The 26964-nt window shown below is 48.8% G+C and carries 13 protein-coding genes and 5 pseudogenes; 5 read left to right on the top strand and 13 right to left on the bottom strand.

The window, feature by feature from the left end:
- Positions 1-68 precede the first annotated feature (68 nt).
- The 6 genes from JCM15908_RS13705 to JCM15908_RS10210 all read right to left on the bottom strand — a co-directional run bounded on the left by JCM15908_RS13705 (position 69) and on the right by JCM15908_RS10210 (position 6170).
- Positions 69-1937 carry a TonB-dependent receptor gene (locus JCM15908_RS13705; RefSeq protein ID WP_148295572.1) on the bottom strand — a complete coding sequence of 623 codons (1869 nt, stop codon included), beginning with the start codon at positions 1935-1937 and terminating at the stop codon, positions 69-71.
- Between the two features lie 8 nt (positions 1938-1945).
- A complete protein-coding gene (locus JCM15908_RS14195; RefSeq protein ID WP_051530793.1) occupies positions 1946-2134 on the bottom strand; it encodes a hypothetical protein in 189 nt (62 codons plus the stop codon).
- A 238-nt stretch (positions 2135-2372) separates the two neighbouring features.
- Positions 2373-2687: a helix-turn-helix domain-containing protein gene (locus tag JCM15908_RS15265; protein ID WP_234396442.1), complete on the bottom strand. Its 315-nt coding sequence runs from the start codon at positions 2685-2687 to the stop codon at positions 2373-2375.
- Positions 2681-3610, bottom strand: a complete 930-nt coding sequence (locus JCM15908_RS15260; RefSeq protein ID WP_234396441.1) for a tetratricopeptide repeat protein — start codon at positions 3608-3610, stop codon at positions 2681-2683. Before JCM15908_RS15260 ends, JCM15908_RS15265 begins: the two co-directional genes overlap by 7 nt.
- A gap of 38 nt (positions 3611-3648) precedes the next feature.
- Positions 3649-4032, bottom strand: a complete 384-nt coding sequence (locus JCM15908_RS15255) for a hypothetical protein (protein WP_036893147.1) — start codon at positions 4030-4032, stop codon at positions 3649-3651.
- A gap of 671 nt (positions 4033-4703) precedes the next feature.
- On the bottom strand, positions 4704-6170 hold the full coding sequence (locus tag JCM15908_RS10210) for an SLC13 family permease (protein ID WP_025003248.1): 1467 nt from the start codon (positions 6168-6170) through the stop codon (positions 4704-4706).
- A gap of 136 nt (positions 6171-6306) precedes the next feature.
- Here JCM15908_RS10210 and JCM15908_RS13690 point away from each other — a divergent pair.
- The 3 pseudogenes from JCM15908_RS13690 (at position 6307) to JCM15908_RS13680 (ending at position 10037) form a co-directional block, all read left to right on the top strand.
- Positions 6307-7438: pseudogene (locus JCM15908_RS13690) on the top strand (ABC transporter substrate-binding protein).
- A 37-nt stretch (positions 7439-7475) separates the two neighbouring features.
- Positions 7476-8482 (top strand): annotated as a pseudogene (locus JCM15908_RS13685) (iron chelate uptake ABC transporter family permease subunit).
- 341 nt (positions 8483-8823) lie between these two features.
- Positions 8824-10037: pseudogene (locus tag JCM15908_RS13680) on the top strand (uracil-xanthine permease family protein).
- A gap of 154 nt (positions 10038-10191) precedes the next feature.
- Here the strand turns inward: JCM15908_RS13680 and JCM15908_RS10190 are convergent.
- The 5 genes and pseudogenes from JCM15908_RS10190 to hemW all read right to left on the bottom strand — a co-directional run bounded on the left by JCM15908_RS10190 (position 10192) and on the right by hemW (position 19600).
- Positions 10192-12036 (bottom strand): Omp28-related outer membrane protein, encoded by a 1845-nt coding sequence (locus tag JCM15908_RS10190; protein ID WP_084607864.1) that lies wholly within the window; start codon positions 12034-12036, stop codon positions 10192-10194.
- Between the two features lie 9 nt (positions 12037-12045).
- Positions 12046-15267, bottom strand: a complete 3222-nt coding sequence (locus JCM15908_RS10185) for a CARDB domain-containing protein (protein ID WP_084607863.1) — start codon at positions 15265-15267, stop codon at positions 12046-12048.
- Positions 15268-15734: 467 nt separating this feature from the next.
- Positions 15735-17798 (bottom strand): fibronectin type III domain-containing protein, encoded by a 2064-nt coding sequence (locus tag JCM15908_RS10175; protein WP_036893146.1) that lies wholly within the window; start codon positions 17796-17798, stop codon positions 15735-15737.
- Positions 17799-18024: 226 nt separating this feature from the next.
- Positions 18025-18369, bottom strand: a complete 345-nt coding sequence (locus JCM15908_RS10170) for a hypothetical protein (protein WP_025003244.1) — start codon at positions 18367-18369, stop codon at positions 18025-18027.
- Between the two features lie 68 nt (positions 18370-18437).
- A pseudogene (gene hemW / locus JCM15908_RS13675) lies at positions 18438-19600 on the bottom strand (radical SAM family heme chaperone HemW).
- A 388-nt stretch (positions 19601-19988) separates the two neighbouring features.
- Between hemW and fusA2 the strand changes: the two are divergent.
- Positions 19989-22151, top strand: a complete 2163-nt coding sequence (gene fusA2, locus JCM15908_RS10160; protein WP_025003243.1) for an elongation factor G2 — start codon at positions 19989-19991, stop codon at positions 22149-22151.
- Positions 22152-22384: 233 nt separating this feature from the next.
- Here fusA2 and JCM15908_RS10155 read toward each other — a convergent pair whose 3' ends face one another.
- Together JCM15908_RS10155 and recJ are read right to left on the bottom strand one after the other, a co-directional pair.
- A complete protein-coding gene (locus JCM15908_RS10155; protein WP_025003242.1) occupies positions 22385-24298 on the bottom strand; it encodes a RecQ family ATP-dependent DNA helicase in 1914 nt (637 codons plus the stop codon).
- 59 nt (positions 24299-24357) lie between these two features.
- Positions 24358-26086: pseudogene (gene recJ, locus JCM15908_RS13670) on the bottom strand (single-stranded-DNA-specific exonuclease RecJ).
- A 370-nt stretch (positions 26087-26456) separates the two neighbouring features.
- On the opposite strand from recJ, the gene JCM15908_RS10145 reads away from it, so the two are divergent.
- A complete protein-coding gene (locus tag JCM15908_RS10145; protein WP_025003241.1) occupies positions 26457-26891 on the top strand; it encodes a DUF6078 family protein in 435 nt (144 codons plus the stop codon).
- Positions 26892-26964 lie beyond the last annotated feature (73 nt).

The raw sequence follows: 26964 nt of genomic DNA, 5'->3' as shown, positions 1-26964 counted from the left end.
CAAGCCATGTCCTTTTTCGGGATATACCGGCAAAGATAAAATACCGAATAAGTAGGGAAAAAGCATGGTTACATACCCAATAGTCCGTCCTCCCGGTCGCTGTTGTGCATCCGCTTTTCCTTCGTATGGAAAAACTTGCCGAACTGAAAGTTATAATTCAGACGGAGAAGGAACAGGTTGCCCGTTTCCCGAACATAGGTCCATGAAGTGGAGGAGGCAACACGGGAGAGGCGTTCCGAGCCTGTACGGTAATTGTTGACAAAAGGGAAGAGGATGCCTGCACCGAGTTCGAGACGCTTATGATGCCAAACAAGCATGGCAACAGACATATTCTCGCCCTTGGAAACGGTCTCCCCCATCAGCCGGTCGCCACTCTGGCGATATTGTCCCATCAGGCTGAATTCCTTATAGTTGAGCATCAACATGGCATTATAATAGAAATTGTTGTACCTATGCGTATAGCTGTTACCCTTGCTCCAATATCTTGTAAATCCACATTCAATACTTGCAGTAAGGAAATTGCCGATTCCAAACAGACTGACACCCCGAAAGACGAGCGTAGGGGCAATATTGAGTACCTGATAGTTGCGCTGATTATCTTTCCGAATGACTATATGGTTGCCCTCAGCAAAGAGGTCTTCCATGATACAATGGTTATGGAAGGCATAATTAGCCGACAGCATGAGCATCATCCTGCCTACATTGTACGAATAGCTAAGTGTATTCGCGTAGACATTATACGTCTTCAATCCGGGATTACCGCGACTTACGAATATCGTATCGACGGCCTGCTCTACGTCAGTAAGAGCAGAGAGCGCAGGAATCTGCGGGTCGGCAGAGAAGCGATAGGACAGATTGCCGTTCTTATGAGGCGCAATAGAGAGACGGACGGTAGGCGTAAAAGTATAGTAGGTGTGCGACAACCCGTTTTCTTTGAACCATGAACGTGTCAGCCCGGCACTGATGCCATAGCTAAGGTAATGCCACTGTCCCTGAACTTCAGCAAAGGCAGAAGAGCGGCTTTGCTTCATCACTGACACAACGGGACTGCTGCCCTCGTATTCATTGCGGTCGTACATTTGATAATGGCGCAATCCGGCACTAAAGGCGGTTGCCTTAAAACGGCGGTCGTAGATACTTTCCAGAATAAGGCTTCGTTTGCAGCCCTCCACATCGGCTGTAATGTCAGCAAAAGGATGCGATGCGGAGGTCAGCGTCTCTGTGTAGCGACGGTTTCTCGCCGTGTTGAGAAGCGTACCTGTAAGGTTCAGCGTAAGAGTCTGCTGACGAGGAAGGATGCGCTGAAAGTAAAGGTCGAGAGAAGGAGTATATGTATTTGAACTAAGAGCAGTATGGGCAATGAGCCGATTATCTATCAGGCTCGTCGCATCTGTATGCGGAGCTATCTTGTAGTAATTGCGCAGGGCTACATTAAATACATACTTCTCGGGCAATGTATAGTTATAGGTCAGGTCGACGGAATGGTCGTGCCAAGTTGTTCGGTCGTCCATTCCAATATGGTTGCGTGTAAAGGAACGTTCTGGGAAATTAAACTTTTCGTTCACGTCGGTATGGACATGACTGGGCGAACGATAGTTGTTGGAATAATTAACGCCCCATTGCGAGCTCCCCTGATTGTACCGGGCGGTCAGCGAATTTTCTCCAAATAAGACAATGGGCGAGTTAGTTGTCTGAAAGTTAACGAAGCCTCCGGCCTCACGATGGCGCACGATAAGGTCAATGACCGCTCCCAGTTCTTCGTCGCCATACCGCTTACCGGGATACTCTATCAGCTCTATGCGCACAATGTCCTTGGGCAGCAGAGCAGCCACATCGGCCTGCGTGGCCTTGACACCATTGATGCGGAGCTGCACCCCTCCCCCACTGGCAGACACCGACTTGGAAACCGGGTCTACAAACACACGCGGCATTGCCATACGGAACATCAGGTCGTAGGGATTGTAGCAGTTCTGCCGTGCATCGCGGTAGGCAGAAAGAGAGTACGGTCTGCCTTGTAGATTACGCTGCGCGTACTGACGGTTACTTCCTGCAGGGCTACCGTGGTATCGGCAGGAGTCTGTGCCTGTGCCGACAGCGATACGGCAGCAAGGAGAAAGGATAGATACTTGTTCATAAACTTCTTGTTTTTGCTTTATACTTCTTACGTCCGGGATGCCGGAACAGGTTCAGACAAGGACACAGAAAAGAGTATCTGACCTTGCTTCTGACCATGCAAAGTTAGACATAAATACAGCCTTACAACGACTAAACCTGCAAATAAAAAGTCTTAACGTAAAGAGTATAACTATCAGATTATCAATGGTTATGAAATCTGATAGTCTTAATGAAACAACAAATATCCTTAACGGGCACTAAAGCCCCTCAACGAAGGCAACAATATCCCCGCCCTCCGCCATACCCGTCTTCTTCCTGATACTCGTCTTGCGCACATAGATGGTGGCATTGCTCTGCTGGGTAACGACACCAATCTCCTTGGTGGAGAAACCTGCCCGCAGGAGACAGCAAATCTGGATTTCCTTCTCGGTGAGCCGGTTGCCGAAGCGGGCCGTCAGCCGGGAGTAGAAATCATGATACAGACGGTCGACAATAGGATAAAGGTCTGACCACACAAGAAGGTCGTGCGTAGGAATCTCACCGCCGCCAATGGCCGCAATGCGCTTCAGCAAGGCTGATTCTGACTGGTGGGAGTGGCTGCTACGAGCTTGATAATGCCCAATTGCTGCAGGAGTATCTTCTTGAAGAAATCATGGTCGGGCGTGTTGCCGTCCTCCGCATGCGTCTCCCCGGCCCGCAGCTGTCCGGCATCGTGCAGCATACGGGTCAGCGTGATGATACGGTCTTCGGCTTCTGCCAGCCGGCGATACTTGCGACGGTAGAGCGAAAAGGCAAGACTTCCGCCACCGACAATTACAAAGACAAGAAGAAGGATGCCGATAGCAAGGCGAAGTCTGGACTGGTGCAGCTCGTAATTGGCAGCCTGTAGCCGGTTGCGCGTTTCGAGCCGACGGGCTGAAGTGTTCTCCTTTTCTATCATGGCCGTCGTTACGGAATCGCAATAACGGCTGAAAGCAAGCGACGACACGGGGCGTCCCTCACTGAAGTTGAGTACGGCACGCAGCTGTTCGAGGTTAGCGCGGCGGCTGATATTACCCTGCCCGTGCGCCTCCAGTCCGTGCTCGCTTCTCACAGCCTTCGCCAGACAAATGCGCACGGAGTCCATTCGGTGCTGATTGAGGTAGTTGGAAGCCATGGCAAGCTGTATGGCGGAATATCCTGCCGTCTCGGGCGACAACCGGGCATAGGCGTAAAGGAGACGGTTGGACTTGGCATACTCTCCCTTCTCCGACAAAGCCGCAGAATAATTGCGCATGCACTCGGCTGCCGTCGCCTTATCGGCAGCAAGGCGGATGCTCTCCTCAAAGGTGCGGTCGGCGTCGGGAGAATCTTGCAGGGCAAGGACTGTGGCAAGCGCATAGAGCAGTTTGCCACGGACAGCCTCGTCAGGTATCGGTTTGTGGGCAAGATAATCGCGCAGGAATCGCTCGGCAGCGGCATAGTCGTTGCGCTGATAGAGTATCTGGTATTTCATTCCTGCCAGCTCCGCCCATTCACTGGCGGTACTGCCTTTCAGCCATTGCGCATTGCCCTGTCGAGTTCTCGCAGTGCTTCATCGTCGCGATTGGTCCAGTGCAGGTACCATGCAGCCAGCAGGCTGCCTTCCGCACCCTTCACCTTTTGCCTGCGTTCGTAATATCTTACGGCATCAAGCGTCAGCGTGTCTTCTGCCAACGACTGCCCGAGGCGGTAGTGGGCCATGGCGCGGTTCCACGCATAGTGCATCACACCTTCCTCGCCCATCTGCCCGACCGCCTTCATTCCGTCCAGCAGTTTCAGTGCGCTGTCGGGACGTTCAGCCATCAGAGAGTCTGTCGCATTGAGTATCTTCTGGTCTTCGTGCGTACCACAGGCGACGAGTAGAAGCAACGCCAGCGTATAGATGATTCGTTTCATAATAAATTATTTGCACCACAAAGATAGCTGTTTTCCACGAATTTTCCTTGTTTTTACAGAAGAAAAAGAGAGTCGGCACTGCCTACCGGCAGAACAGCCGCCGCCGTGTCGTTCCCGGCCATACCATAATCGCAAAACTAAAGTGCCGTTTTCGCCATACAAAAGCGGCACTTTCTATTCATGTAAACAGTGGAATGGCTGTGCAGTCGCCGGGGTATAGGAAGAGAAAAAGGAAACGGAACGCGAAGCGCAACCAACCCGTAGGGACAGCCTCTGTGCCTGTCCGAAGCACGAGGAGTGGACAGACACGCGGCCTGTCCCTACACATTGATTGGCACCAGTGGCAAATCCCCGTCGGAGACATGCTTCCTCCATGCTACCGCACCGCCCGGAACCGACTCTATGCGAACAGATGCGCGAAGGAGGATATAAACATCTGATAATCAGCAGTATTAGACGCGTAAAACGAAAGTGGCATTTCGGCACTGCGAAACGGGCTTGTTCGCATGGGCAAAGTGCCGTTTTCATCTCGCGAAAACGGCACTTTCGTTTTACCGCTGTGGTCCGATGAGTTTCCTATGCAAAGAACCAGTACCGGCTACGGGCATAAAACAATCCGCCAACACCTCGGCAAGGTATTGGCGGATATGAATACTGACGAACCGGCAGACTTATCCAAGGAAATGGAACTCGCCAATGAAGAAGAGGAGCAGATAGCCCAAGACAAGCGAAATGAGTCCGCAGGCGACTCCCGTCTTCAACATGTCGTTCTGCTTCACCAACCCCGTAGAATAGGCTATGGCATTAGGAGGCGTGGAGATAGGCAGACACATGGCGGTGGAAGCAGCGATGGCAATACCGATGAGGACGGTACTGGTGCCTCCGATAGAGCCCAACTTGTCGCCCATACCGCGACATACCACTGCGAGGATAGGCACGAGGAGGGCTGCCGTAGCCGTATTGGAAATAAAATTGGAAAGGAAATAGCAGATAAGCCCGGAGATAACGAGAATAGCTATCGGACTCCAATTGCCGAACGGAATACTCTCGATGGCGGCATCTGCCAGTCCTGAACCGTTCATGCCGAGACCGATGGCAAATCCTCCGGCCACCATCCAGATGACGCTCCAGTTTATTTCCTGCAAGTCCTTGGCGGTAATGACGCCCGTGATGGCAAAGAGTCCCATCGGAATCATGGAAACCGTATTGGTATCGATGCCCGTCAGGTCCTTCGGGATAACCCAGAGAAGAATCGTAATGATGAAAGTGGCAATAACAACCCACATTCTCCAGCCACGGTGTATCTCGCCGTCAATATTCAGATGGATGGTCTTCTGCGTGAAGGGGAAGAAGTAGAGGATGACGCGCCAAGAGATTATCAGCAGGATAATGACGAGCGGGAACATGAATATCATCCAGTGGAGGAAGTCGATGTTCATGTTCAGCCCGGCAGGGTCGTTGAGATACTTCAGTGCGATGAGGTTAGGAGGCGTACCGATAGGCGTACCCATACCACCAAGGTTAGCCGCGATGGGGATAGACATCGTCAGCGCGATGCGGCCCTTTCCGTTGGCAGGCAATGCAGCAAACACCGGGGTGAGGAATGTCAGCATCAGGGCTGCTGTGGCTGTATTGGAGATGAACATGGAGAACAGACCCGTAATAAGCAGAAAACCTAACAGGACGTTCTCGCTCTTGTTTCCGAATGGTTTAATGAGATTGCGTGCCAGAAGTGTGTCAAGCCCCGACTTGGAGGCGGCAATGGCAAGGATGAAGCCTGCGAGGAAGAGCATGATGATGGGGTCGGCAAACGATGCCATTATCTCCTTGGAGTCGAGCAGTTCGCCGATGCCGTCGCCCTTGAAGAAGACAAAAGCGTTTTTGGACACCGACACACACATGATGGTCATAATAGACAGCGAAGTTGCCCAAGCTGGGATACACTCCGTAAGCCACGACAACGTTGCAAAGACAAACGTTGCAATGATGCGTTGCTGAACGACGGTGAGACCTTCAATGCCAAATGCCGTTGTAGGCAGATTCCACACAACGGCCGTTACCACAATGATGGCAATAAGCTCCCACACTTTCTTCATCTCAATGTGCCCCGAAAGGGCATTGTTTTTTTCTTCTGACATGGTATAATATTGTTTGGTGAATAGTCTCTATACGATACGGGGGCGCAGATAAAATCTGCTGCTAATGTACGAATTTTATTCTAAACACAAAAGAATTGCTTCTTTTTTTCGTATATTTGCATCATATTTTTCACTTATGACACATCGTACATCCATCTTATACCTATTATTACTACTGCTTCTATATAGTTGCGGTCAGCGTCGGACAACTTTCTCCAAGGCGGAAACGGAGACACCGATTACCTTCAAATATGCCCGTAACATACGGATAGAAAGCGAGGGAGAAGCCTTGAAGGTGTCGCTCACCGACCCGTGGAACAAGGGGAAAACGCTCCACACGTATTATCTTCTTCCTGCAACGGCAAAAGCTCCCGGACACACAGGGCAAGGGACAATCGTGAGGATTCCGCTCCGGAGGGGCGTCTTCTTCACCACTGCACACGCCAACCTGCTGGAAATGCTGCATGCACAGAGTTCCATAGCCGGCGTCGGCGATGCCAGATATATGCTGATTCCCGACGTGCAGCACCGGCTTCGCGATGCCCGTGTCCGGCATCCGATTGCCGACTGCGGAGCTCGATGGCCCCGAATATCGAAAGAATCATTGACTTGCGGCCTGACGGCATCTTCCTCTCCCCGTTTGAAAACAGCGGAGGATACGGAAAACTGGACGAGCTGGACATCCCCATCATAGAATGTGCCGACTACATGGAGACATCTGCACTCGGAAGGGCAGAGTGGATGAAGTTCTACGGACTCCTCTTCGGCTGTGAAAGACAGGCAGACTCGCTTTTTGCCGTGGTGGAGAGGGAATATAACGGACTGAAAGCGAAAGCGGCAAGGCTGAAGACGGCAGAATGGTGCTGCCTGACAGAAAGACAGGAGCCGTGTGGTACATGCCGGGCGGAAAGAGCAGCGTGGGACTGCTCTACAAGGACGCCAACGGCAGCTATGCCTTCTCGGACGACAATCACAGCGGAAGCCTCGCCCTGCCCTTCGAGACGGTTCTCGACAAGGAGGGGCAGAGCGACTTTTGGATTCTGACCTACAATGGGAAGATGAGCCGGAAGATACTGCTGGCCGAGTATCAGGGCTATTCGATGCTCCCTCCCATGAAGACGGGCGAGGTCTACGGGTGTCCGGCAGACAAAGTACCCTACTTCGAGGAAGTCAGCTGGCGGCCCGACTGGCTGCTCAACGACCTCATACAGCTGTTCCATCCCGACATGCGGACGGCACCGCTACGCTATTATCACAAGCTGTTATAATGTCTATGGGGAAGCAAATGCCCAAAGCCGTGTATTCATGAACAAAGGAATTAAGATAAGTCTCAGCCTCATTACAGCAATTGTCCTGCTGTTTCTGCTGAACATGACCGTCGGTGCGGTCCGCATACCCGTTGCCGACGTGTGGTCAATACTGACCAACGATTTTTCGGGCAAGGAGAGCTGGCGGTTCATTGTGATGGAAAACCGGCTGCCGCAGGCACTTACCGCCATCCTGTGCGGCGGAGCATTGGCAGCGAGCGGCCTGATGCTGCAAACAGCCTTCCGCAATCCGCTGGCAGGGCCGGACGTATTCGGCATCAACTCGGGAGCGGCTCTCGGTGTGGCTCTCGTCATGCTGCTATTGGGCGGAAACATCTCAACGACCATGTTCTCGGTTTCGGGCTTTCTGGCTATCCTTCTGGCCGCCTTTGCAGGGGCGATAGCCGTAACGGCACTGATATTCCTGTTCTCCACCTTGGTGCGCAGCAGCATCCTGCTGCTCATTATCGGCATCATGGTAGCTACGTCTCTTCATCGGCCGTGTCGCTGCTGAACTTCTTCGCCACCGAGGAGGGAGTGCGCAGCTACATGATTTGGGGAATGGGCAACTTCGGCGGCGTATCCATGTCGCACCTACCGCTTTTCGCCCTTGTCTCTCTCGCAGGCATCGTGTGCTCCCTACTCCTAATGAAACCGCTCAACGCGCTGCTGCTGGGACCGCAATATGCCGGGAGCTTAGGCATCAACATCCACCGGGTACGCAATCTGCTGCTGGTCATTACGGGTCTGCTGACCGCCATCACGACCGCCTTCTGCGGCCCGATAGCCTTTTTGGGACTGGCAGTGCCTCATATAGCCCGGCTGCTCCTGACTTCGGAAAATCACCGGCAGCTACTGCCCGTAACCATCCTGTGCGGCTCTGCCATTGCCCTTCTGTGCAATCTGCTCTGCTTCCTGCCCGGCGAGGGGGGCATCATTCCGCTTAATGCCGTAACGCCCTTGGTAGGCGCGCCCGTCATCATTTATGTGTTGGTGAAACGGTAAGGCCGGAAACAGAGCTGCGACAAGGGTGTTCCAAGCCCGTCAGGGACAGTCCCCGACAGCCTCCGGATACCGTCTTGAGCATCCCTCCGAAAACTAAGAAAACACCCAACGGGTTGGGTACGTTTATACTCAACGAGTTGGGTGCGATGATATCCAACGGGTTGGGTATGAAGATGCCCCCGAAGTGCCATTTTGGAGACTCTGCAAGCAAGACAGGAAAGGCACTTTTTCGTAGCAAAAGCGAAAATATCAGCAGGCTTCCATTCGTATTAAGCACTTTTTTTATAATTTTGCAACCGAACTATTCAAGCCGCCTTGGCAAGCACATCTAAATTTACAACATGAACACAACAAATTTGTCTCCTTTCAGGAGAACCATTGTCGGAATCCAATTCCTCTTCGTGGCGTTCGGTGCAACCGTTCTCGTCCCCCTATTGGTAGGACTTGACCCCGCCACCGCCTTGTTTACCGCAGGAATAGGAACCTTTATCTTTCATCTGGCTACGAAAGGTAAGGTTCCTATTTTTTAGGCTCGTCGTTCGCCTTCATCGCTCCCATCATCGCAGCATCCAAGCAGTGGGGCATGCCCGGGACGCTTGCAGGCATCATCGGCGTGTCGCTGGTCTACTTCATCATGTCCGCCCTCATCAGATGGCAGGGACGCAAGCTGCTCGACCGGCTGTTTCCGCCCGTTGTCATTGGCCCGGTGATTATCCTCATAGGCCTATCCCTCTCCACGTCTGCCGTAGATATGGCCAAGACCAACTGGCTTTTGGCGTTCGTTTCCTTGACAGTGGCCGTACTGGTACTTTCGTTGGGCAAGGGGCTGATAAAGCTCGTGCCCGTCGTTTGTGGCATCATCGCCGGCTTCGTCATGGCCATCTGCATGGGCGATGTGAACTTCGACAAGGTGGCTGCCGCGCCTTGGTTCGCCCTGCCGCCTGCCTTGGCCCATTTCCACCTACCGGAGTTCGCATGGGAACCTTTCTTCTACATGATTCCCGTAGCCATTGCGCCGGTCATTGAACACATAGGCGATGTCTACGTAGTCGGTGCCGTTGCGGAGAAAGACTTCGTCAAAGACCCCGGACTGCACCGCACAATGCTTGGAGACGGCTTGGCCTGTCTGGCAGCGAGCTTCTTCGGAGGGCCTCCCGTAACGACCTACAGCGAGGTAACGGGAGCGATGAGCATTACGAAGGTTACACAGCCACAGGTAATCCGCATTTCCGCCCTCACCGCAATAGTCTTTTCCGTCATCGGCAAGTTGAGTGCCCTCCTTCAGAGTATTCCCTCCGCTGTATTGGGTGGCATCATGCTGCTGCTTTTCGGCACGATTGCTTCGGTGGGCGTACAGAATCTGATTCAGCATAAGGTCAACCTGAACATCACACGCAACACCATCATCATCTCCATCACTTTGACAATGGGCATCGGCGGAGCCATATTGAGTTGGGGCAACTTTGCCATCAGCGGCATCGGACTGGCTGCCGTCGTGGGTGTCTTCCTCAATCTCGTGCTGCCGAAGGCAAAGGAAGAAAAGACTGAAGAATAAAACCGCAGGCAAAGCAACACACAAGTCAGGATCAGGAACTACAGCCCCCTTGCTATCAAGACGTAAGGTCTGTAAATGAAAAAGCCGTGTATCAATGTACAAATACCATTGACACACGGCTTAATTTTGAGTTCGTCGGAACTCGTGTTAGATGTTACTTCTTAACGATATACTTGAGATTATGGATATTCTTGCCATCGGAAACCTTCACGATATACATTCCCGGAACAAGGTTATACTCATTGACATTCTTGCCTGACAAATCATATACCCCTATCAGGCTATATCCATTTTCAACCTGAAGCTGATTACCGACGTACCAAACCCGTGGAACATCCTTACCATTATCAGCCGTATTCACGGCTTCGATTCCAGCTGTATAAATAGGCGTTTGTACTGTATTGTAAACCGTGCAATTCTCTTTCTTGTAATCGTCATAATTGTTTACGAAAGCAACAATACGCATATTCGATACATTCCACTCTGGAGCTATTTCCAAAGAATAATCCTTCTTGAAGGAGTAGCTTGAAATATCAATCTCATCACCCCAACAGGACGAAGAAAGAATCTTCCTGATGACTCCGTTCTGCTTGAACTCCGGCACGCCTGCCTGCGTTGTCGTAACGATGCTGTCCTCAACGGCATAGACCGTCAGTCTGAGACTTTTTTGGAAAGGCATTTCACGCACCTCGGCAGTGCCGCTCACAGTGAAGTTCACCGTGCCTCCATTCTCTGCATGAGATATGGCAATGGACGGAGCAATGTAAGAAGGAATATATGAGCAGTTCTTCAGCATACCTTCGACCACGTCTCCGTATGGAACGAAATAAGCAGGACCCGCATCTTCCATTCCGTTGAATATCTGGCGATCGACCATGACGGCAGGATAAAACATTTTTTCATTGTCAAATAAGAACTTATAAGGCTTTTCCTCATCCAACACAAACTTATCCACGTCTATATGGTGCTTTACCCAAATCACGTCGTCGCGCGTAGCAACGGCATCCCCATAAAGCGTATCGGCAGTGGTTGCAAGCGGATCGATTTCGGAAGTGAACTCCTCAAACAAAATCCTTCTTTCGCACGGCTGTGCGCCTTCCTTTATGGCATAGATGGCATTTTGAAGTTTGTTGTCGCTCTTATCCGTGTCAACGCCACTGTTCACCTTTATTACCTCAACCTTGATAGTGTTATTTCCCTCTGTCGGGAAAAGGACATTGTCGACTTTTACTTCCATCTCGTCGTTATGTCCCAAAGTCAAATCGGAAAGTGTCTTGGTGGCAAACACCTCGTCATTCGCCTTTATCTCAATAGTTACGTTTTCAACAGAGTCTACGCCATAATTACGCATCCGCATGCTGAAGTTGGTAGCCTGATTCTGCATAACAATGTCATAGTTTTCAAGATCACGTATTCCTACGTCATTGGTAGGCCTGTTGTCGCCATCGGCATAAGCTCTGATACACAGGTCATAGTTTATCACGTTCGAGGGGACAGCCCACCATTTGTTATTCTTGCTATACCAGTTCACCCCCGGGGTCGCACCTTTGTATTTGTCATACATGATGACCGATGCGTGAATTGTATTCTTGTCTGTATTGAAGACATAGCCTACATAGAGGTCTTCGGTTCCCTTTATGGCAACTTCACTTGGTAAAGCGACGGTGTTCCATCCTTTTTCAAAGTTGTAGATGGTCTTTTTCACAATGGGTTCTTCTCCCAGCTCGCGGGTAACGAAAACCGTCATCATGCGTCCTACCTTCTCTCCAATGGCAAAATCAATACGATTGATTTTATCGCCGGCATACTTCTTCAGCATTTTTGCCGGTAAAAGGATGGCAGCACCAAATTCGGCAGGCTCCTCATCCGACGCATACATCGCTCTGTCGGTTTCAGTGTCGCAGTATCCCAACCGAATAGGTTCCTGCGCTGACAATTCTCCTACGGTGAGGAGAACTGTCAGACAAGATAATATAGTTTTTAAACACGTTCTATTCATGACACAATATTAATTGTTAATTACTATTGTCTTTGAAAGGCTGCTGCCATCTTCGTTCATCACCTTCACGATATAAAGGCCTGCGGACAAGTTTACCGCAACATCCTTCTGTGCAACATTCAGCTTTTGGCTGAAGACTGCCTTACCGCAAATGTCATATACAGAAATGGCCTTTGCATTGAATCCGTCTATCGTTATGCTTCTGGCAGCACGGTTGTAACCGATAGTGCCGTTGGCGGTCTTCATTTCATTGATACCTGAAACTGGACTGTCAGAGAATGCCAGATGCGCTACGGGAATTTCCTGCAAAGAGAATATCTTTTCATCCGTGAACGTAAGTTCAAAGTTGCCTTTATAATGGAGGATGCGGAACTTACCGGCATTTTCATCATACGTATTGAACGCAGCGGGGAACATCTGTGGCAGATCTCCTTCCTTCCAAACCTGAACAAGCAGGTTCTTCTTGCAGTCATAGGAGAATGGAGTATCGAACGCAAATTCCATCAATTGGTTTTCGCCCACCTTTACATTGATAGTTCCATCATAAACAAGCGTCAGCTTATCCTTGTTTGTCCACTGGCTCATACCGGCATTTTCCTTATATTCTGCCTTATCCGTATTCCCCATATATATCTTCACATCCACATCGTTTGTTTCTTCTTCAATACCATTGGAGTTATATTCAAAGGCTATGCCATTGATATATCCATTACTTGAAGCATTGATTTCGTCTGCGCGGTATATGAACTCGTCAGTCGAATGAACTTCATAGAAACACATCGGGTGAATGGTAGTCTGCGAGGGCTTATCTCCCTTACAGGTAATATTCCATGTCAAGGCACCCTTGGACTTCACATTATATTCCTTTTCCAAAGTCTCGTCATTGCCCGGATTACCGTCATTTTCGAGAACGACCTTTCCCTTCACCTTAAGTTCGCCTTCTGCAGCAGGAGTAAACGTTACAGGTACTTCAGACGAAGCATCAGCGGCAATTACAGGAACCGTAGTAGTCTCGCCAAGAACAGAATTATCGGCAGCATTTATAATCTGAACCTTATAATTACCCTGTTCCTTCAAGCCTAAATTCTCCACCTTTACATTAAAGGTAGCTTCTTCGCCTACGGCAAGAGCTGCAGGGGCCAGCATATCCTTCGCTGCCAAATCGTTGTCGAATATCTCTTCTACAACAAACTTGTTTACACCAAAGTATGAACCGTTTGAAGAAGAAGGACTGGTGCAACGCACTGCCATATAATAACCACCGTCTTCATCTATGACAGGAGTCTTAATAGTATATTCCTTCTGTTCGTCTGATACAGAGCCTTGAACAGAATTTACCTTATGGAGTATGGTCGTAAGTGCCTTTGCCGTGCAATCCTTGCCCATAACTATTTCAAAAGAATGTCTGTCATCCTGATGGCCGAGCAAAGCTCCTACGGTTACTCTGTAAGACTTGCCTGCCTTCAGTCCCAGCAAGGGAGTTACCAAATAATCATCAGACTCCTTATAAGGACTCATATAAATTGTGAATCTGTTGAAAACATCATAGATGGAACCGTCCCATCCGTCCCACTTAAAGAACTTTCCATCCAAGTTCTCATCGATAGAGGACCAGCGATCAGTTGTCTGCGAAGTAGCAAACTTCTCTTCAAATGGAATTGCCAAAGCCTTTCCAGCCTTAACGCTCGAAGAAACGGCAGTAAGCCCAATGCCTTCCTTGTTCTTCGATGTAATTTCATAGGAATACATTGCATATTCTCCCAAATCTGCATCCAGATAAGTAGTTGCCTCCAAATCGTCAACAACCACCTTATTGTCAGGCAAGCGCTTCAAAGAATACTTCAGCGTCGTTTCATCGTAATTCTTGTCAGTTGCGCTCAACGAAGGCTTTTCCCAAGACAGGCGGATGTTTCCATTTTCTACTGCAATAGCAACGTTTTCCACCTTTCCGGGTACGTCAGGACCTACCATCACCTTGATGCTGTCTACCAGTCCCTTCTCACCGGACACGCGATAAGGAGTCAGATAATATGTCTGTATGCCCTTGCTCGGAGTTTCATCTGTCCAACTCATTTCTGCTCCCATATTGTTTACGGAAGAAACAGTAGCCACAACATTGTCAACATTTCCACGGCTTATCGTAATGCTGTGCAATTGTGTCAACTCATCACCCTTCCACGTTGTGGTAGGATTATTCCACGTAAGTGTTGCTTTAAGGCTTCCATCTTCCGGAGATTTTCCCTTAAGATTGGTAACCTTACCTGCCGCACCTCTGTTGGCAGCTCCTTGGAAAGGCATATAAACTGCACTAACATAGTCGCGGATTAATGGGTATATGTTTACAATAGATTTCTTATTTAAGTCTATCTCATATTCTTTTTGATCCCCATTTTTATCAGTACCAAACCAATATACATGATTGGAATTGTGGTCAAATTCCATTGTTTGGATGTTATATTTCGGAATGATACTTTCCTTATCGTTTTTCAACTCGAATTGGTCGACAATGGAGAAATCACCGTCTGCTTTGAGTTTTACCAGTTGCGAGCCTATATAATTTTCATTTGCGGCATCAGGAATACCCTTGATGACATACATTTCTCCGTCGTAATTTACAGCCAAAGCCCATGCATAGAAATCAAGTTCGGCAACTTCTTCCCATCTTCCGTTGCTCAAATCGATTTTATAAATATTGGAAGCAACGTTGACATTACTCCGTCCCAATGCCCAGCATACATTTCTCTTATAGTCGTATGACATTTCATAAAGCATGGGCCAAGTAGGGTCTGTCGGTTCAAGGGCTGCTACCTTTGTCACGGTCCCTGTTTCAAAATCCACTTTTACGAAACTTTCCGGCTCTTCGACATAAGTATATAGATTTACCAAATATCCGTAATAATTTCCATTACAATAAGCCCCACAGCGCAAATGTTTCAGATGCAATCCATAGTCTTCAGGATCTACTTCTGCTATTTTGTCCATTATATGCGGTTTCTTACTATAAAATTTCACATAGTGAAGAGGGCCGTAGGAATCCTTCATGGTAGCTCCATACGTTAAAATACCCTTATCCTCATTGATGTTTACATGTAACGGACTCTTCCTTACATTCTTGACAACCGTTTCATCTATCGGTTCTGGAAATGATTTAACTTTTTGTGCTACTGCACTTTGTGTTATTGGGAGCAATATTCCTCCCAACAACAGAACTTTACTAATTAACTTTTTCATATTCTTTATGATTTAACGTGAATTCGATATAGGACAACCAATCTTTGCAAAGCCGTTTACCGGCAGAAGCAAGCCGGATTCAGACCATAGGAAAACTGTTTGCGGTTAGCGGAAAATTTATATACGTATAGAAATATTTTTCTAACCGCTTCCCCGTAAATTTATATACGGTTAGAAATTTTCCGCTAACCGTATGTATTTCCCGAGCCTCCCCCGTACCCTGATTTTTCATGTTTTTACGGGTACGATATGGGCAGGTGAGCCTGCATAATTGGTGATAGAAATTACATAGTATCCAAAATCTCCCTCAAAAGCTCGCGAGCTTTTTCTGAATTGCTCGCCGACTTTTCGCAGAAAGCCCGCGAGCTTTTTGAAGGATGATTCAGAGTCCTCTGAAAGAAAGGTCTTAAACTTTCAGAGAAATACTCTTCGGCTTTTCTAAAGAAAAGTTCTCTGCTTACTGATTATTAGTAAACCAGCTTGACAGACTTATTACCCACCTTAACGATGTAAGCACCGTTGCAAGGCATAGCAGCCGTGATATTCTTGGAACCGCTGTTGTTGCTATAGACAAGTGTTCCGTCGAGTCTGTAAATGCTTACATTCTCGCCATCGGCGTTATTGACAATCACATTGCCGTCAACCAACTGAACGGTAGCCTTAGAAAGACTCACGTTGGCAACTGAAGACACAACATCACTCTTGCCGACGTATTTCATCTCGCTATAGTCGGTCTCCTTAAGTCCTCTGCTACTATTCGACTTAGCGGCATTTATTCTGTGATAGACTTTGTTTCCCGACGTCTTTCCCGGCAGATTGACTTCCAGACTTGTACCTTCTATAAAACGCTGGAACAAGAACGGATCCTTAAAGGTATCGCCTGCATTGTAATTCTGAGTAATCTTCACATCGTCTATATAGAGGTTTTCTGGTCCGTTTACGGCATATATACCGATGACAGAACGCTTGCTACCCTTGGTAAGCTCCACGTTGAAGGTCTTCCATTCCGGCTTTACATCCTTAGGATAAACCAACTCAGCCTGATCAAAGTCGCCCTTCTCTTCATTAAAGTTAAAGAGAGCCACTGCACATTCCGTCTGATACGGCTGGTCATAGCCTTCAGCAATAACTCCGTAGAGTCTCACGCTGAGGTTTACTTTTCCATTATCCTTTGAAAGGTCGAGTTCCGGCGAAATAAGACCGGCATCCTTATGGCCAAAAATATACTGCCATCCGTCCACACACATGAAGTCGGTATAAGGTGCACCTTGCTTCACATGCCATCCTGCCTGATTCACTTCCTTCATATAGAAGTCATCATAACTTTGCTGGCTTGGCTCTTCGACGGTCCATCCCGTAAGATTGCCTTCAGCATCCTTTACGCCCGTAAAGTCTTCATTCGTAATGACAAATTCGCCATTAGCGGTAGCCTCGCGCTCATGGTAGGCGATATAGTTATATCTTTCTGCCGTTGGAACTGCATTCCACGTAGCTGTATATTTACCGTCTTTTATAGTACTCTCCCCAAGTTCGGGAACAACGAGGTCGAATACTTCCATTGCAGGCGACATGAACGACTGATGACCATCTTTAACCGCGCGTACTTCATAGTAATAAGTTTCGCCGGAAACAGCGTTTTCCACGGTGAAGGTAGTATCATTTACGGCTTGATCCTTATAAAGATATGTAGTGTCAGCCGACTGCATCTCTTCGTTTATCTTAACAGAATATACGTTCAGCAGATACGATTCAGCATCTTTTATCTTTGTCCAATTAGCATTGAAACTTGTCCCCTTATAGTTGGTATGAGGCAATGCTGTAGGCATGTTCACATAAGGCTTAACCTGATATACCTTTACGTAGTCGAAATAGATAGGCTCCAGCTCGTCTCCCTGATATCTTCTTAGAACCGGGAAGTTGAACATCGTATAATGCTCAGCTCCATAGAACATTGCCGTCATGGTCTGCCATTCGTCTGTAATGTCGGGCAACACATAAGATCCCAACGTTTTCCAGCTTGGCTGCATATTATAGGTTTCGGCCGCCTCAACAATCATGTTTTGGGACACCTTATCGTTATCTGTACGAACTCTGAACTCTACGAATACGACGCCGTCGTATTTAGAAGCATCAAGCATCGGAGTATTCAGATTTCCACCTTCATATTCTTCTGCTGAAATACAAATTGATCCACCGGCAGAGAAAACACAATGTCCGCCCCATTGCGGAAGTACAGTGTATTCCGGCTTTATGTTCATCCATACTGGATACGGATAAAGTTCCTCATCGTTTAACTGAGAATCCATGTCGGGAGCACCCACAGAACCTGTCGTCAGCTTGGAGAAGTCCTCCATCATGACAACCTCTACCGTGCCATAATCAGACGGTGCCTTGGAAGGGCTCCTCATAGGAACGAGTTTCTTCTGAGCCTTTGCGCTCTCCAGTACCCGAGCTTTCGGCACATTTACTTGCGCCCATGACACAGACACGAACGAAAGCATAGCAACTAAAAAAGATAGTTTTTTGACCATAGTGATACATAGAAACCAAGGTTATTATAGTCTTCATGCGGAGCGGTTTCGTTTTCTCACGCACTAAACTTTTATTATCGGGCGCAAGTTAACAAATAAAAAACAATACGCGAGTTTTTTTTTGTTAAAATTTTCAAAAACACCGATTTTTAAAAGAAATCTATCAAAAAAAGGGGACGATAAGTATTAATTGCAAACAACAGACAACCGATAACAAAAAATCCTGTTACTTTTTCTCTGAAAAGTTAAAATGCAAAGTTTTCTTATAGCGTTCCTTAATTTCCTTCTCTACACTTTCTAAAGTCTGTTTCCCTCCTGTCAGGCTTTTAATGAAGCGGTAGCCAATCCACACCACGACCATGCCCACGATGGCAAGCAAATATTGCAGGACAATGCTCTTGAACAACGTTTGCGTGAAATTCTCACAGATGACAAAGCCTCCGATAAAGACAAGGTAGTCTATCCATCCCCAACCTGAATAGCTTCGGGCTATGCGCTGATACTCGCTGTCGTTGGCAAGTATCTTCTCTCGGTTCTCTTTCCAGAGTTTCTCAAATTCTTGTTCGGTCATAATTGGAATATTTAATTAGAAGTCTTGAATGTAAAATTATAAATTGTGAATTATGAATTTTAATAGCTTCACACTTTCATCAGGTCGCTCATGATGCTGTCGCTGATATAGATACCATTGCGTGTCAGTCTGACATAATCGCCCTCCCGAACCAACAGGCTACGCGAAATATAAAGCTGGGCTGCATGCAGAAGATGGTCTCGCTGCCCGGCTGTCAGCGATTCAAGAGAAATGCCCTCACGGGTGCGAAGTGCAGTCGTAACCATGTCGTTGTAATGCGTATCGGCAGAAATCTCCTCCGTCTCACAGGGCAGTTCACCGCTATTAATAGCAGAGACGTATGCTTGCAGGCTGGCAATATTCACTGACGGGAATGGATATTGTAGGAGTGGGCCGACGCCCCGACGCCCATATAGGGAACATTATGCCAATAGGAACTGTTGTGCCGGGAACGGAAAGCAGAAGGTTTGCCTTGTTGCGTGAGCCGGGCAAAGTTGCTGATTTCATATTGTTCAAATCCTGCCACGGCAAGCCGGTCAATAAGCAGGTCGTACATCTGCCGGTAAAGTTCCTCGTCCGTTTCCTTCACTTCCCCTTTCTCAAGCAGCCGATAAAGAGGCGTGCCCTCTTCGTACATCAGACTATAAGCAGAGATATGCTCAATTCCGAGTTGCAGGATGTAATCTATATCGGTCTGCCATTCGGCAATGGTCTCGTTGGGGAAGCCAAACATCAGGTCGACCGATATATTCCGGATACCATTCTTCCGTAAACGCTCTACGGCAAGGGCAACCTCTCCAGCCGTATGTCGCCGGTGAAGAAAACGCAGCCGTTCGTCGGAAAAGGTCTGTGCACCCATCGACACGCGGTTGACAGGAAGATGGCCAAGCTGGCGGGCATATTCTTCCGTAACGTCGTCGGGATTACATTCCAACGTTATTTCCATTTCCCCAAAACCATTTTCCGGCATGGGAAGCGTGCTGCGGACAGCAGAAAAGAGCTGTTCCAAATGACGGACAGACAGCTGCGAAGGCGTGCCCCCTCCCAGATAGATGGTTGTCAGCGGTTCCTTCAGATAGTCTTTTCGCAGTTCCATTTCTTGGCAAAGTGCCTCTACATAGTCGTCCACCATTGCTTCTCCTTTCCTACTTTTGGGAGGAAGAGTAGAATAGAAGCCGCAATAAATACAGCGACTGGCACAAAACGGGATATGAAGGTAAAGACCTGACATAGCTATAAAATCTAAAGAGATAAATTAAAGCACCTTTTCCAAGGAGAAAGTACAACTATCCTAAAACTGTTATATATCAAACACTATAGCTTATAAATTTACTTCACTTTAACACATTTCACTTTATTATTGCTTGAAAGTGCCGTTAAGTTATTCGAGTTGAAACAATCCCCTTTTCACCCACTATTATATAAAAGAGGTGTAAGAGACCATTTTTCCTCTAAGCTGTGCAAATTTACTAATTTGTTTTAAAAGGAAACGAGTTTCCTGCAAAATGTTTTGGCAGTATCAATGAAAAGCCGTAACTTAGACTTCGGAAATGACAGGCACAGGCCTATCACCATGAAATAAGAAACTTATATTACTAACAGCTTAAATCTATCTGGATATGAGGGTATATCAGACAAACGAAATCAAAAACATCGCATTGCTTGGCAGTGCGGGTAGCGGCAAGACGACTCTTGCCGAAAGTATGTTGTACGGTGCAGGTATCATCAAACGACGCGGTACGGTAGAAGCAAAGAACACCGTCAGCGACTATTTCCCGGTAGAGCAGGAATATGGCTACTCAGTATTTCCTACCGTTTTTCATGTAGAGTGGAACAATAAGAAACTTAATATTATCGATTGTCCGGGAAGCGACGACTTCGTGGGTGGTGCCATTACGGCATTGAACGTTACCGACGAGGCTGTAATCCTCATCAATGGACAATATGGTCCCGAAGTTGGCACACAGAACAACTTCCGATACACAGAGAAGCTGAAGAAGCCGGTTATCTTCCTAATCAACCAGCTTGATTCAGACAAATGCGACTATGACAATGTCATCAACAGCATGAAGGAAATCTATGGTTCCAAGTGCGTGGAGATTCAATATCCCATTGAGACAGGTGCAGGATTCAATGCGCTGATTGACGTGCTCCTGATGAAGAAATACACATGGAAGGCCGAGGGTGGCAGTCCGATTATTGAGGATATTCCGGCAGACCAGATGGACAAGGCCATGGAGCTTCATAAAATTCTGGTTGAGGCTGCTGCAGAGAACGACGAAAACCTGATGGAGAAATTCTTCGAATCGGAAACTCTGACCGAAGACGAGATGCGCGAAGGCATCCGCAAGGGGTTGGCTGCCCGTTCCATGTTCCCCGTCTTCTGCGTCTGTGCAGGCAAAGATATGGGCGTGCGCCGACTGATGGAGTTCCTTGGCAACGTCGTTCCTTTCGTAGACGAAATGCCGAAGATTCACAATACACGCGGCGAGGAAGTTGCTCCCGACAGCAACGGGCCAGAGTCTGTCTACTTCTTCAAGACCGGCATGGAGCCTCACATCGGCGAGGTCAGCTACTTCAAGGTAATGAGCGGATGTATCAAGCCGGGCGACGATTTGACCAACTCTGACCGCGGTTCCAAGGAGCGTATCGGACAGATTTACGCTTGTGCAGGTGCCAACCGCATCCCTGTAGACCAACTTAACGCCGGCGACTTGGGCTGTACCGTAAAGCTGAAAGACGTTAAGACAGGAAACACACTGAACGGCAAGGGCGTGGAACAGCACTTCGACTTCATCAAATATCCGAACTCTAAATATTCACGTGCCATTGAATCAACCAACTCACAGGACACCGAGAAACTGATGGCCGCTCTCCTGAAGATGCGTCAGGAAGACCCGACATGGGTAGTAGAGCAAAGCAAAGAGCTGAAGCAGATTATCGTTCACGGACAGGGTGAGTTCCACCTCCGCACGCTGAAGTGGCGTCTGGAGAATAACGAGAAACTACAGGTAGTCTACAAAGACCCGAGGATTCCATACCGTGAGACGATTACCAAGCAGGCAAAAGCTGAATACCGACATAAGAAACAGAGCGGTGGAGCAGGACAATTCGGTGAAGTCCACCTGATTGTAGAACCTTATGCAGAAGGTATGCCCGACCCGACCGTTTACAAGTTCAACGGTCAGGAGTTTAAGATGAATATAAAGGGACGCGAAGAGCGCGACATGCCTTGGGGCGGTAAGCTCGTTTTCATAAACTCCGTCGTAGGTGGTGCCATTGATACCCGATTTATGCCTGCCATCCTGAAAGGTGTCATGGACTGCATGGAACGCGGCCCGCTGACAGGCAGCTATGCCCGTGATGTGCGTGTTATTGTCTTTGACGGAAAGATGCACCCGGTCGACTCCAACGAGCTCTCATTCACACTTGCAGCCCGACACGCTTTCTCTGATGCGTTCAAGGCTGCCGGTCCGAAGATTCTCGAACCTATCTACGACCTCGAGGTCTATGTGCCCGGCGACTACATGGGAGACGTGATGAGCGACTTGCAGGGCCGACGTGCCATGATTATGGGTATGGACTCGGAGGCTGGCTATCAGAAGCTACAGGCAAAGATTCCTCTGAAGGAATTGTCCAACTACAGCATTTCCCTTAGTTCTCTAACGGGCGGACGTGCCAGCTTCACGACAAAGTTCGCAAGCTATGAGCTTGTTCCAAACGACCTGCAACAGGCACTCATTGCCGAACATGAGGCAGAGCTAAAGGAAGAAGACGAATAAAGGAACGCGCTACTGACTTTTTTCTTCATGAAGAAGGGCAGAGAACATAAACATCGTGGCTGTTCGGAAGCGAAATGCTTCCGGATAGCCATTTTTCCTTTAATATTTGATGCAAGTCTGGATAATCAAACAGACCATAGACTTAGATTGTGCACATTTATATTCAAACAAGACTTGCTTCCTTATACCTCGATGACGCCCTTGGCGTAGGAACAGGCGACGACCAATAGCTTTCAACCGGGAAGGCTGACAAAACTTCCTTCCACCACCAACTCTTCTTCTGCCACCATCCCCTCAAGCACTTCTGCCAGCAAATCATCCTCATTTTCCATCACTTTCGTAGGAATTTTACGCAATTCCGTTATAAGATGCTTCCCACGATCAGAAAGTAGCTCAAGAATAGCCGTGCGGATACGTAAGCGGACATCCTCATTGGACTCTGAAGAATGAGAAAGGCAGACATCGCAATGCAGGCAGTCTGTAGACTTCTTCTCACCAAAATATCGGAGAAGCTGACGGCTACGGCAAACACGGTCGTTCTGCGCATAGTTGGCGACAGCAAGCACACGCTCCTCGAACCGCTGCTTCCGGTCTTCATAAACATCCTTGGACAGATGAATATTCTCCCCGTCCTCACGGTCGCGGAGGTAGGTTATAAAAGGTATATTCTTACGCGGTATGAAATCGAGTATGCGCTTTCTGCTAAGACTTTGCAGAATCTGATAGACCTCATTACGGTCAAGTCCCGTATCCTGCGCGATATAGCTTTCGTCTATATAGCAATAATTGGAGAAGAGACCGCTGTAATTGCGGAGCAGCGAGGTAATGACCTCATTCTCGTTGTACGACTGTTCGCGGAGCCGATACAGCTCATCGCGTCCCAAAAGAAAATGAATACGTGCCTTCGTATCAGGATTCACGTCGTAGTCAAGATAGCCTGCCCTCTGAAGAATCATCAGAGCCGCATTTACCTGAATAGGAAAATGTTTGAACGATATACAGAATTTATCCATCGGGAACTCGAACGTTACACCTTCCCCACTGCCTACGCCAACCTGATAGAAATATGCCAAATGCTCGTAAACAGTCTGTATATACTCTTTGGGCGGAAAAGTGTCGCTGATGCGTTTGCGAAGATTATGCACGTCGTTGTTGCCCGTAAATAGCAGAACAGCGTATGCCCGGTTGCCGTCGCGTCCGGCTCTGCCGGCTTCCTGAAAATAGGCTTCGAGCGAACTGGGACAATCCACGTGTATGACCATTCTCACATCGGGTTTGTCAATGCCCATCCCGAAGGCATTGGTAGCCGCCATCACGCGTATTTTGTCTCCTTGCCAGTCGTTCTGTCTCTGGTCTTTGACGGCAGGCTCAAGTCCGGCATGATACCATGTGGCCGATATATTCTGCTTCATCAGGAGTTCAGCCACTTCCCGGGTACGCTTCCGGCTCCGGCAGTAGACAATGGCCGATCCTTCCACTGAGCCGAGGATATGCTCCATCTCGGCATACTTGTCTTCAGTTTTCCGAACCACATAGGTAAGGTTCTTGCGCTCAAAGCTCATCCTGAAGACATTCTTCTCCTCAAAGCACAGCCGCTCCTGTATATCGTCGACAACAGCCGGCGTTGCCGTAGCGGTCAGCGCAAGGACAGGAACACGGGGAATGAGCTTTCTGACAACGTTTATCTCAAGATAAGACGGGCGGAAGTCATACCCCCACTGACTGATGCAGTGGGCTTCGTCTACGGTGATGAAACTTACCTTGATATGCTTCAGCTTGGCCTGAAACAGGTCGGAGGACAAACGCTCGGGCGATACATAGAGCAGCTTAATGCCGCCAAAGATGCAATTCTCCAACGTTGTTACCACCTCCTCCCGCGACATTCCCGAATAGATGGCAGCCGCGCGGATGCTCCGCTTCCGCAAGTGGTCTACCTGATCTTTCATCAGCGAAATAAGCGGTGTGATGACTATGCACACTCCTTCCATGGCCAATGCCGGCACCTGAAAGGCTATCGACTTTCCACCGCCCGTCGGCATCAGTCCCAAGGTGTCTCTTCCGGCTCCGATACTCTCTATCAGCTCACGCTGAATACCGCGGAAGTCGGGATAGCCCCAGTACTTATGAAGGATTTCCTTGTAAGACATTCGCTTTGAACTTTTAGCTCTCCCGGGCGGTCAAGCCCCAGCGAGAGACAACCAACCCGTCAACCCCCGGTTTCTTCAGACGGCCTTATATCCTCTATCTGCAACTGCATCGCTCCACGCTTGAAGACATTGTCCTCTATGGTATAGGCTATGTCGAACGACCGCTTCGACTTGATATAGCGAGCCGAAGCACTCTGTCCGAACGCGATGCCGTTCATGACGTTGTTGGATTTGGAATCGACCAGTTCCAATTTGATATGCTCCTGCTCGCGTCCCACCACCTTGCTCGTCCCGAAGTCGAAGACGTCTTTCGTACAGAACAGGGGCTTGGGGTTGCCCGGCCCGAAAGGTGCAAAGCGTTTCAGGTCGTTATGGAGTTTCTTAGTAATGTCCTTAAAGTCTATGACGGCATCAATATCCAGTATTGCCTCGGTCTGTTCCGGCAAGATGTGCTCATCGACATATTGCTGAAAGCGCGTGCGGAACTCGCGGACATTCTCCCACCGCATGGTCAGCCCGGCAGCATAGGTATGCCCACCGAAGTTGAGCAGCAGGTCGCGGCAGCTCTTGATGGCAGCATAGAGGTCGAAGCCGGGAACGCTGCGCGCCGAGCCGGTGGCCAAGTCCTCGTCGCGCGTGATGACGACAGTCGGACGGTAGTAGATTTCCGTCAGACGCGACGCCACAATGCCGATGACGCCTTTCTTCCAATGCTCGTCGTAGAGCACGATGCTCGACTGGTGCTTTTGGTTCTCAAGCCGTGCCACAATCTGGTTGGCCTCCTCGGTCATCTGACGGTCTACGTCCTTCCGCTTCTCGTTGTACTCGTCAATATGCTTTGCTGCATGCAGAGCCACGGCAAGGTCGCGCTCTACGAGCAAGTCCACGCTCTCCTTGCCGTTCTCCATCCGCCCGCTGGCATTGATGCGCGGCCCTATCTTGAAGATGATGTCGCTCATGGAGATTTCCCTGCCGCTCAGTCCGCAAATGTCCACTATTGCCTTCAGCCGATGCTCGGGTTGACATTCAGCTGTTTCAGTCCGTGGAAGGCAAGGATTCGGTTCTCGTCCACGACGGGAACGAGGTCGGCGGCTATGCTCACGGCACAGAAGTCAAGCAGGGGAATTAGCCGGGAGAAGGGAATGTTGTTGTTCTTGGCAAAGGCCTGCATGAACTTGAAGCCCACCCCACAGCCGCAAAGATCCTTGAAGGGATAGGTATCGCCCTTCTGCTTGGGATTGAGAATGGCAAAGGCCGGGGGCAGGACCTCGTCGGGGACATGGTGGTCGCAGATGATGAAGTCTATGCCCAGTTCCTTGGCGTATGCTATTTCCTCTACGGCCTTGATGCCGCAGTCGAGTATGATGATGAGCTTTACTCCTGTTTCCTGTGCGAAGTCTATTCCCTTCCTGCTCACCCCGTAGCCCTCGTCGTACCGGTCGGGGATATAGTAGTCGATGTTGGAATAGAACTGTCTCAGGAACTTATAGACCAGTGCCACCGCCGTACATCCGTCCACGTCGTAGTCGCCATAGACAAGGATGCGTTCCTTGTGCCCCATGGCATCGTTGAGCCTGTCGACCGCTGCGTCCATGTCCTTCATCAGGAATGGATTGATGAGGTCGGACAGCTGTGGACGGAAAAAACGCTTGGCAGCACTTTCTGTCGTAATACCACGTCTGATTAGCAGCTGCGCCAAAGTAGGACTGATAGAGAGTTTCTCTCCCAGTTCCACGGCGGTAGCTGCTCGCTAAGTTCAGTTGGCGTATTGTTCCATTTGAAGTGCATTCTAAATTGTTTTTATTTCTGCCCGTAAAGGTACTAAAAAAAAGCGTAAGCAGGCCGATAATTATTACAATAAAACATACTATTAAAAGTTTTTGTATTATCTGTCAATTTTAACACTTCTCATAATATTCTGAACTGCAAACATTTACAAGCCACTCTGCCATGACAGGCTGACAGCAAAATAAAAATAACGGGGCGAAACTCTTGACATCGGCTTTCAAATGTTGTATCTTTGCAGGCGTCTTACGGAAAGGGTATTTTTCGGAAGACAACCATCACACAACACAAAATCCCTACCCATTATCTCGTCTCCAAGTGAGTTCGGGCAGGGGTTGCCGTGTCTATTTCACTAACCCAAACAACTATCAGTATGACAAAAGAAATCAACTTCAACGATGTGCCCCACGGATGGGCATTGTGCTTTCAGAACGACTGTAGAAACAAGAACGACTGCCTGCGCTATCAGATAGGACAAGCCGCACCTCCCCACCTGACTACTGCCCCGTGCGTACTGCCACAGGCTTACTCTTCGGGCGAATGTACCGAGAGACGGGATGTACGCAAAGAGCGGCTGGCATGGGGATTCAGCCATCTCTTCGACAAGGTGCGCCATAACGACTATCTCGCCATACGACGCGAGATGGAAACCCATTTCGGCAGCCGGCACATTTACTATAATTACCACCGCGGTTTCAAGAAACTGCATGAAGACGAGCAAGAGTGGATTTCCAGTCTTCTTTCCAGTTATGGCTACCGCGAGCCTGCGGTATTCGACCATTACGAGGAAACGTATATCTTTCAATAGCGAGAACCGGCATACCTAATAGGAAGTTCGGCAATACGTCAAGACCTCGCGCACAATGCGTAAAGCCCATACG

The organism is Prevotella dentasini JCM 15908 (genome assembly GCF_000614065.1).
Lineage (GTDB): Bacteria > Bacteroidota > Bacteroidia > Bacteroidales > Bacteroidaceae > Prevotella > Prevotella dentasini.
The sequence above is the reverse complement of the archived record's forward strand: the minus strand, read 5'-3'. Positions and strand labels throughout refer to the sequence as shown.

Coding starts and splice junctions, on each gene's coding strand:
- JCM15908_RS13705 (WP_148295572.1), bottom strand. CDS start 1,937: ATGGCAATGCCGCGTGTGTTTGTAGACCCGGTTTCCAAGTCGGTGTCT.
- JCM15908_RS14195 (WP_051530793.1), bottom strand. CDS start 2,134: ATGAACAAGTATCTATCCTTTCTCCTTGCTGCCGTATCGCTGTCGGCA.
- JCM15908_RS15260 (WP_234396441.1), bottom strand. CDS start 3,610: ATGAAATACCAGATACTCTATCAGCGCAACGACTATGCCGCTGCCGAG.
- JCM15908_RS15255 (WP_036893147.1), bottom strand. CDS start 4,032: ATGAAACGAATCATCTATACGCTGGCGTTGCTTCTACTCGTCGCCTGT.
- JCM15908_RS10210 (WP_025003248.1), bottom strand. CDS start 6,170: ATGTCAGAAGAAAAAAACAATGCCCTTTCGGGGCACATTGAGATGAAG.
- JCM15908_RS10190 (WP_084607864.1), bottom strand. CDS start 12,036: ATGAATAGAACGTGTTTAAAAACTATATTATCTTGTCTGACAGTTCTC.
- JCM15908_RS10185 (WP_084607863.1), bottom strand. CDS start 15,267: ATGAAAAAGTTAATTAGTAAAGTTCTGTTGTTGGGAGGAATATTGCTC.
- JCM15908_RS10175 (WP_036893146.1), bottom strand. CDS start 17,798: ATGGTCAAAAAACTATCTTTTTTAGTTGCTATGCTTTCGTTCGTGTCT.
- JCM15908_RS10170 (WP_025003244.1), bottom strand. CDS start 18,369: ATGACCGAACAAGAATTTGAGAAACTCTGGAAAGAGAACCGAGAGAAG.
- fusA2 (WP_025003243.1), top strand. CDS start 19,989: ATGAGGGTATATCAGACAAACGAAATCAAAAACATCGCATTGCTTGGC.
- JCM15908_RS10155 (WP_025003242.1), bottom strand. CDS start 24,298: ATGTCTTACAAGGAAATCCTTCATAAGTACTGGGGCTATCCCGACTTC.
- JCM15908_RS10145 (WP_025003241.1), top strand. CDS start 26,457: ATGACAAAAGAAATCAACTTCAACGATGTGCCCCACGGATGGGCATTG.